6 protein-coding genes are annotated in these 6406 nt (G+C 63.8%); all 6 read right to left on the bottom strand.

The features are described from left to right. The coding region (locus KA184_22575; GenBank protein MBP8132373.1) for an ATP-binding protein at positions 1-377 on the bottom strand (377 nt) is incomplete at its 3' end. Positions 378-516: 139 nt separating this feature from the next. Then, positions 517-1650, bottom strand: coding sequence for an ATP-binding protein (locus tag KA184_22570; protein MBP8132372.1), 1134 nt, complete (start codon positions 1648-1650; stop codon positions 517-519). Then, positions 1647-2294 (bottom strand): hypothetical protein, encoded by a 648-nt coding sequence (locus KA184_22565; protein ID MBP8132371.1) that lies wholly within the window; start codon positions 2292-2294, stop codon positions 1647-1649. Before KA184_22565 ends, KA184_22570 begins: the two co-directional genes overlap by 4 nt. Positions 2295-2384: 90 nt before the next feature. Then, on the bottom strand, positions 2385-2981 hold the full coding sequence (locus KA184_22560) for a hypothetical protein (protein MBP8132370.1): 597 nt from the start codon (positions 2979-2981) through the stop codon (positions 2385-2387). A 5-nt stretch (positions 2982-2986) separates the two neighbouring features. After that, positions 2987-5401: a C1 family peptidase gene (locus KA184_22555; GenBank protein ID MBP8132369.1), complete on the bottom strand. Its 2415-nt coding sequence runs from the start codon at positions 5399-5401 to the stop codon at positions 2987-2989. A 25-nt stretch (positions 5402-5426) separates the two neighbouring features. Then, a complete protein-coding gene (locus tag KA184_22550; protein ID MBP8132368.1) occupies positions 5427-5753 on the bottom strand; it encodes a hypothetical protein in 327 nt (108 codons plus the stop codon). Positions 5754-6406 lie beyond the last annotated feature (653 nt).

Below are 6406 nucleotides of genomic sequence, written 5' to 3'. Positions count from 1 at the left end.
CCGTCTGCATTGTCAAAGAGCACAACAGATCTTTCATATTCCTCCGTCCTGGAAAGAAGTTCTTGCATGCTTGTCTGCATAAATGCACGGTCGCTTCGTCTGGCAGGAGGACTATGAAGCGTGAACAGCGGCGCATTCAATTCGCCCGCGAATGCCACTGCAATTGAGGTTTTCCCATTACCCTTGGGTCCGTACAGGAGGAAACTGCCGTGATGCGGAAACGTGATGCGACCCTGGGCCTCCGCGCGTCGAGACGGGCACGTGATGGTCTCACATAATCTGGCTTTGACGCCGTCAAGCCCGGCAATATCGGAAAACGTTACGCGGCTCGTTGCGCCATTGATGCAAGACCAGCACATGAACGCTTCAATCTCCATGTCTCAAAATGACTTCGCGCGGTTCTTTCCCGAGAGGACGATTGACGCGCGTCCCGTGCCAAGAAGCCAACACCCGTCGTCTCCGTCACGTCTGTGCCAATCGTCCGGCGGTCAGGAAACTGGACCTGGCCCCGCGCCCTCAGTCCTCGCCTTCCTCGTCGCTCGAGGCCGCGTGGCCCGCGCGCCAGGCGTCGAACTCGGCCAGGTGTTCGGGCGTCACGGAGGGGCGCACCTTCTCCAGGGCCGCGTCGAAATCCGCCTGCGTCACCTCTTCGTCCTTGCCGCTGGCGAGTTGCCGGTTCTTCGCGAAGCGTTTCGCCCGGTCGCACAACGACGCCATGTCGGCCCCGCTGAAGCGGTCCGCGCGCTCCGCAATCGCGGCATAGTCCACATCCGCGGCGACGGGCACGCCTTGCATGCTCAGGCGCACGATGGCTTCTCGCGCGGGCGCGTCCGGCGGCCCGACGTAGATGTGGTCGCCGAGGCGGCCGGGACGCAGCACGGCCGGGTCGAGCAGCCAGGGCTTGTTCGTCGCGCCCAGCACCAGCATGCAGTTCTTCGACTCGACCAGGCCGTCCGTGAGCGTGAGAAACTGGGTGACCATGCCGATCTTGCGGTTGCCGCGCCGGGCCAGGATCGCGTCCACCTCGTCGAGGAAGATGACGGAGCGGTCGTGCTTGCGCGCCTCGTCGAAGAGGTGCTGCATGTTCTTCTCGGTCTCGCCGACGTACTTGTCCTTGATCTGCGACGCATTCACGTTGAAGAACGCCGCGTCCAGTTCGCCGGCAATGGCCTTGGCGATGTAGGTCTTGCCGTTTCCGGGCGGGCCGTACATGAGAATGCCGCCGCCCCTGCGCAGCTTGAAGCGCTCGTGCACCTCCGGATGCAGGAACGGCTCGATGACCTTTTCGCGCAGTTCGGTTTTCACGTCCTCGAGGCCGGCCACGTCCGCCAGCTTTTCGCGCGGGCGGTCCTTGAGTTCCCACTGCGACTGCGACACGTCTTCGTCCGGGCCGGCCTTTTCCTGCGCCTTTTTCGGTTCCTCGCGCGGCTGGGTCTTCGCCTTATCCTGCAGTTTCTCCGCGATGTCGAGCAGTTCGTAGGCATCCTCGACATACTGTTCCGCGACCTTGCCCTCGCTCTGTTCCGCCAGCTTGAATCCGAATTCCGCCGCCTTGGCCGTGTGAAAGAACGCTTTCGCGTAGTTCTTTTCGCACAATGCCGCCTCTGCGGCAGCCTCGTGCTCCCGCTTTTTATCGGCATTGAAACTCATTTCTCATCCTCCATCAGCTTGCGCAGGCGCGCGCGGCCCTCGCCGATCTTCTCCGAAATGCCGCCTTCCTCGTCCTTTGCCTTGCGCGCGCCTTTGCGTTCTCCGATATCCTCCGCCACCTCATCCTGCAATTGCTGCTCCATCTCCTCCAGCGACGGGATCACATCGGTCATTTTGGTCTCGACGCCGGCCATCTCCTTGCCGTAGACACGCTCCCAGATCTTGTCCACGTCCACCTGTTCGCCGAGCTTGTCCTCGACTTCGCCGAGCACGTCCTCGACCCGTTCGGGGTCGATGGCAATCACCGCGTTCAGCGAGTGCATCGCGTTCGTGAAATCCTGGTCCGTCTGGGACAGTTCCAGTTTCGTGATCAACTGCTCGAAGACCCAGCGCTTCATTTCCAGCTTGGTCATGAGCATCTCGCAGGCGCGGCAGGATTGCAGGCTGCGCTGACTCGCGGCTCTCTGTCCGTCCTTCAGGTACTGCCTCGCCTCTTTCCACGCCTTATCCCGGTCAGCCTTGAGTTTTTCGACGCGCTCCTTGACCGCGTCGATGGAACCCTCCGCCTGGCGCTTGGCCTTGCGCTGCTTCACGCGAAGTTCCTTCTCCCGCTGCGCTTTCGATTTGAATATGTCTTCCAGCATGAGCGTTTTCTCCTTTTGTCAGCACGCTGCTGCAATTGCTGCCCCTGTGCAATCATCTCCACCGCCCGTTCCGGCGGTTCGCACTTCCAATCATTCCAGTTCCTTCAGCCATTTGGCGCTTTCCTCGGAAAGCTCTTCCTTCGGCGGCTCCTCCGCGACCGCGGTCTCCGGCGGTTCAATCGTCTCCGCCCGCTGTATTCGTTCGCGCTTGTGCCTTATGTTTTTCAATTCCTTCGCGGCTTTGCCCTCGTCTTTCAAGTCGATCAGGGTGTCTTCCAGGCCAATGGCGATCTCGTCCAGCACGTCCTGCCCCACGCCCCGCTTCATCGCCGCGATCAGTTCGTCGATCTTCTGAATCGCCGTATTCAGATGACTGATGCGGCTCACGAGGATGTCCTGCCGCCCCTGGAGACCGTCCAGTTCCTCTTTCGTCAGCTCGATTTGCTCGATGACGATGCGGCGCCGCTCGCCCTTCGTTTGCTCGAGCTCCGTTTTCAACGAACGCGCCCGCTGTTCCAGCGAGCGTATTTCCATTTTCAGGTTCTCGAGCTCGTCCGTGAACGTGCGCCGGAGCGCGAGGCATTTGGCCTTCTTCTGCTCGAGTTGCGCTTCCTCCGACTTGCGCAACCCCAGGAATTCCGCGAGTTTCGCCAGTATGTTCTTCAGAAGTTCGGGCAGGGTATTCATGTGGGTCACTCCTTCGGTTCGCGAAAACGCAACAGGTAACGGTCAATCAAGGCGCCAATATACGCCATCGGCAAGGCAACCAGGAAACCACGGAGGGTGAAGGGCCGCCCCAGGATTGCATCCTTGATCATCCACAGCGCCACGCTTATCGGCGGACTCAGTATCAGGAGCAGGTGGCGCTGCAGCCAGTTCTTGCTCAGGCGCGCGCGCCGCTGCTTCTGCTGCTGCTGCGGGCGCAGGCGCTCGATGGCAAGCATCTTCTTTTCGGTCTCATAGAGCCCGTACTCGCCCTGTTGCTCCAGCAACAGGTAGGCGTCCACCGTTTCGGCAAGCGAGTAGCCGGTCTCGGCGGCCAGCTTCACCGCCGTGAGATGCCCCGCAAAGCCGCTGTCGAGCATCCGGCGGATGCGCCGGTCGATGCGCGTCGCGCGCTGTTCGAGGGTCTCCGGTTTCAGCCGGGAAAGGAACCGCGCAAGGCGCGGCCGCTCTTCAAAGCGCGACGGTATCTGAAATTTCCACACATGCCCGGACTGGTCGCGCGCGACGGGATACGAGACCGCCTTGATCGAGCCGCTGTCGCTGAGCGCGTCCGGGCTGACCCGAAACGGGCCGCCCACGCCTACGGCGTGGTAGACGAACAAGGCCGCCCGCGCCCCGGTCTTTTCGCGCCACGCGGCGTAGGCCTGCTCGATCGTCTGCAGGGCATCCGGCGCCGGCAGCACAGTCTCCGGCGACTCGCCGGGCCGGCACAGCAACGGCGACAGGAACGACACGACCACGTGCACCTGCACGCCCGCGCCGCCCAGCGTGTAAACCGAGGCATGATTGGTCTGCGCCAGCACGCGTTCCCATTCCTCGGGCCAGGCCACCTCGTCCGGCACGTTGGCCCGTTTCCGGACCGCCGCGCACAGATACGCCGAGATGTCTTCCTTTGCAACCTCCGCGACGCGCGGCTCCCAGGGAATCAGGTAGAGCCACGGCGGCAGGTTCCTGTCCGGAAGCGGCTGCTTCTTCGCCAGGTCCAGGTTGCGGTCCAGCGTGCCCAGAAAACCCTGCTTCAGTTCCGTCAGCCGGTCTATTTCGTCGCGCACGGGCCGCGTCAGCGCCGCAACCGGCGGGAAATAACGTCGGCTGCGCGTCTGCGGATCCCAGGTGAAATCCTGCGCCCGGAACTGCCTGCGATTCGCCGGCGTGTCCATCATCATCCGGTCCGGCGCGTCCGGATTCGTCAGCACCTTCGAGCCCGCCGTGAGCAAGGCATCACGGATATCCGGATGATTCTGCTTCAGGGTCATGACATAGGGCGCGAAATCATCGTCGCATGCGTCCCGCGCCGCGGGTTGATCCACCATCGCGCCCGTATACGCCTCGAGGGCATACCGCGCGACGTAGGCATACGGCATCAAGGCATGGCCCGCAACCTCCGGGCTGTCCGGGGCCCAGTGCGCGCCCCAGCTGTTGCGCACGATGAAGTAGCCGCCGCCCGGAGCGGCCGGGCTGTCCACGTAGCCCGCGACGCACCATGCGTGGCCGCCCGGCAGCGGCTGTTCGCCCGGCAACGGCATCGTGATCTTTCCCGTGCGGTGCGTCTCGGCGGAAGCGTACCAGCTGTAGAAAACAAGCGTGGCGAAGGCGACCGGCATGCCCGGCGTGGCGCCGTCGCCCGCCAGCACGCGCTTATAATGTTCTACCACTCCGGGCTCTACCGTGCGCGCGTAGCGCATGCGGTAGCGGGCCGCGTTCTGCTCCGCGCCCGGCGGCGGCGGGCCCTGCGCCTCGTTATCGTCGTTCTGCGACGGATTGTAGGGCCACATATTCGCGCGGCACACCCCGTATTCCGCGAGCGCCGAGATGGCCGTGTGCACCCACGTCCCCGGGCCGGGCGACCCGTCGAGTTCCTTGCAGGCCCAGTAGAGAAACTGTTCGGAGAACTGCTCCTGCCGCTGGTTCAGGTACTCGCGCAGCGCCACGGACGCAAAGGCGACACACGTACCGCGCGCACCCTGGTCCTTCACGGGATACATCCGGTCCATCAGCCGCACCGCGGCGGGATACTCCCCGGCCAACGCGGCGCGCCGCGCGCCGCGGCCCGGCGTCACCTCGCCCGATTCCTCGAAGACGCGCAGCACCGCCGGGTCCACGTAGCAGCCGAGCCCGCCGCCAGGTTGTGCCCGCGTCAGACCTTCAAGCCGCCGCGGGTCAATGAACCGGCTGGACAGGCCCGGAAGGTCCGGGACATCGCCGCCGAGCGCGCCGCTGAGCACGCCGCGCTGGTGCGCGTCCAGGGCCGCCGCGACCGACACCAGTTCTTCCACGCTCTCGATCCAGAGGCCTCGCAGCTGCTCCAGCGTGGCGGCAGGCAGCACGCCCGCCCGATCCAGACTCGTCTGACCCGAAATGATCATGGAGAAGTCCCCCATTTGCCGTTTCCGGCAAACCTTGCCTTCAACTGTCGCCGCCCTTCGGCGGAACGTCTTCATCAGGACGCCGCGCTCCGAGCGGACCGCCCGGCGCCGGCGTTTCCAGGCGCGCCGCGGCCTCCGGCCCGACCATGTCGCGCAATTGCGCCAGCAGCGCCGCCAACGGCTCCTCGGCCATGCCGAGCAGGCGGCACAGGCCCGCCCGGCCCTCCGCCGTCGCCGCGATGGCAAGCACCTGCTCCGCGGATTCGATCCACTGGGCGCTCAAGGCCGCGAGCGCCGCGGGCGGAATGCCGCAGGCAGCCGAAAGCAGATGCGGCGCACCCTCACCGGACGATGGACATTCGCGCATAGTGTCTCCCCTTGCTCCCTCTTGTCCCCATGAACGCACCCGCCCGAACAACGCGGGCAAATGCAGAGTCTAGTATAGAATTCGCCGATTTTGGAAACAACGTATGACTCCGGCGACGGTTTCGAAACAACGGCCGGCGCGTGCCGCGTGCCGAGCGGTGCGCGCCCGCCTGCGTCACTTCCACATATGGCATCGGGTTCAGGCCTTTGTACTCATTCGTGCCCACCAACAACGCGCACCGCTTCATGAAGACTTCTCCCACTGCTCCAGCCCCCCCTCCTCTTTGTAGTCGTTCCGCGCCGCCCCCGCCTTTCCCCCGGAACACCACCATAATCTATACGAAAAAAACTCCGCGCGCGATGCCGCTCGAAAAGCGGTTGGAGCCCCCCGGTCCTATAGGGCCCGCACGGACGGGACGCCCGTGCCACCGTGGCATGGGCATCTTGCCCATGCTCTTAAACCTCTGTGATTGACCCGCACGGGCGGGACGCCCGTGCCACCGTGGCATGGGCATCCTGCCCATGCTCTGGTGTTTGGCCCTTGACTAGATTTTGGCGCGGTCTTTTCTTTTTTCTCTTGCTTTTTCCGGAGTTTTCTCATAGACTATGCTCTAGTAAATATGCTAGAGCATAGGAAGGAGCAAATCATGGGAT

This window comes from Candidatus Hydrogenedentota bacterium, assembly GCA_018005585.1.
Classification (GTDB): domain Bacteria; phylum Hydrogenedentota; class Hydrogenedentia; order Hydrogenedentales; family JAGMZX01; genus JAGMZX01.
The sequence above is the reverse complement of the archived record's forward strand: the minus strand, read 5'-3'. Positions and strand labels throughout refer to the sequence as shown.

Bases quoted from the DNA above. Each gene is read 5' to 3' on its own strand.
- KA184_22570 (MBP8132372.1), bottom strand. From the start codon at position 1,650: ATGAGTTTCAATGCCGATAAAAAGCGGGAGCACGAGGCTGCCGCAGAG.
- KA184_22555 (MBP8132369.1), bottom strand. From the start codon at position 5,401: ATGGGGGACTTCTCCATGATCATTTCGGGTCAGACGAGTCTGGATCGG.
- KA184_22550 (MBP8132368.1), bottom strand. From the start codon at position 5,753: ATGCGCGAATGTCCATCGTCCGGTGAGGGTGCGCCGCATCTGCTTTCG.
- KA184_22560 (MBP8132370.1), bottom strand. From the start codon at position 2,981: ATGAATACCCTGCCCGAACTTCTGAAGAACATACTGGCGAAACTCGCG.
- KA184_22565 (MBP8132371.1), bottom strand. From the start codon at position 2,294: ATGCTGGAAGACATATTCAAATCGAAAGCGCAGCGGGAGAAGGAACTT.